General features: G+C 72.5%; 2 protein-coding genes. Both read right to left on the bottom strand.

The window, feature by feature from the left end:
- Positions 1-1,093, bottom strand: a 1,093-nt coding sequence (locus tag IEZ12_RS37085) for a WXG100 family type VII secretion target (RefSeq protein WP_373295574.1), incomplete at its 3' end; no start/stop codon positions are given.
- A 3-nt stretch (positions 1,094-1,096) separates the two neighbouring features.
- Positions 1,097-1,726: WXG100 family type VII secretion target (locus IEZ12_RS37080; protein WP_229848709.1), on the bottom strand; the 630-nt coding region annotated here is incomplete at its 5' end.

The following is a 1,726-nucleotide window of genomic DNA, read 5'->3' as shown; positions in this document are numbered from 1 at the left end:
CACTCGTTTCCCAGCCGTCCGAACGCGACTTGCTGCCAGACGAGTTGGAGCTCCCGGCGTCGCCGGACGGGCCGTGGTAGGAGCTGCCGCTGTCGCCGGAGGACGTGTCGGGCTTGGTGAACTTCGGCGGGCCGTCCTGGCGGCCGCCCTCGCCGGGGCCGACCGGGCCGGGGATGTGCGGGGCGTCGCCGGGCTTGGGCGCGGGCGGGTGCGCACCGGGCCTGGTGGCCATGTGGCTGAGGCCCGCGCCCGCGCCGCCGGAGAGGCCGGAGCCGAGCAGCGAGGAGGTGTCCACCTTGCCGGTGGTGATGTACTGGGTGGCGGCGTCCGCGCCGACACCGGTGGCCGCGCCGATGGCCATCTTGCCGCCGGCGGAGTTCGCGAGGTTGCCCAGGCCCATCTTGCCGGCCGCGCCGCCCAGGCCCGCGCCGATCAGGTGACCGGCGGCGCCGCCGATCGCACCGCCCTTGGCGTTGTCGCCGACCTCCTTCCAGTCGATGCTCTTGCGGTGGCCCTCGGCGAGTTCGATGCCCTGCGCCATCAGGTTGATCGCGGCCATCTGGGCGGCCTGCTTGGCCGCCATCTTGACCATGTCCTTGAGCAGCGTCTTCAGCGTCGTCTGGACGAACGCGCGCGCCGCCGCGATGAAGCCGGGGACCTGGAGCATCGACGCACCCGCGGTGATCGGCGCCTCGGCCTCGGCGGTCGCCAACTCGAAGGCCAGGATGCCGAGCTGGGCGACGATCTGGATCTTCGCCGTCTCCGCCGAGTTGGCCACCTGCTCCAGCATGTCGCCCATGCCGTCGAGCGCCTTGATGGTCGCGGTCAGGCGGCCCGGGTCGTCATCGGTGCCCTTGCCGACCGTGTACGTGGCCCAGTACTTGGTCAGCGCCTCGGCGGCGTTGCCCTGCTGGCCCTCCACCGCGCGCTTGATCGCCGCGTCCACGCCCTGGCCGGCGTCCTTCAGCGTCTCCGCCGCCTTGCGGCAGTGGTCGGCCATGTCGCGGAGCTGGTCCTCGTCGGCTTCCGGCCAACGGCAGCCCGCGAGCAGCAGGAGCACCCACTGGAGGGGCTCCGGGAGTTCGACAGCCATGGGTCAGTGCCTTCCGTTGGGGCGGGTCATGCCGGGGGTCATCGGGACGTGCACGGGCCCGGTGGGCGCGGTCGGCGGGGCGCCGGGCGCGCTCGGCTGCCCCTGACCGTCGTCCATGCCGGAGAACGCGGCGACCGTGCCGTCCTCGGCGTCCTCGTAGTTCGAGGCCATCTGCTTCAGACCGCCCGCGATGTCCGCGATCTCCTTGGACAGCGACTGCAGCGTCTTCAGGGTGTTCTGGCTGTACAGCAAGTAGCCCTTCTCACCCTCGGCGAACTGCTTGCCCGACTCGTCCTTGCCCCACGGGATCTGAGCCTCCATCGGCGGGAGGTAGGACGTCATCGAGGCAGCCAGCGAGGCGATCTGCTCCGACGCGGCGAGCACCGGCGAGACCGCCGCCTTGTACTGCTCGGGGCTCACCACGAACCCCGGCCCGGCCTTGCTCGTGTCCGAGCCCGCCCCGGAACCTGAACCGCCGCCCGCCTTGGTCCCGTTGGCCGCCCCGGCCCGCTGCCCGGCCTCCGTCGACTGCCGCGGCACCCCCTCCTCAAGCGGAGTCCCCCGCGACTTCAACGCCGCCGTCTCACCCCCACCAGCCGGACTCAGCGGCTCACCGGCCGTCGCGGGCACCCC

The organism is Kitasatospora griseola, assembly GCF_014648555.1.
Taxonomy (GTDB): domain Bacteria; phylum Actinomycetota; class Actinomycetes; order Streptomycetales; family Streptomycetaceae; genus Kitasatospora; species Kitasatospora griseola.
This window is presented reverse-complemented; position numbering and strand designations above follow the sequence as displayed.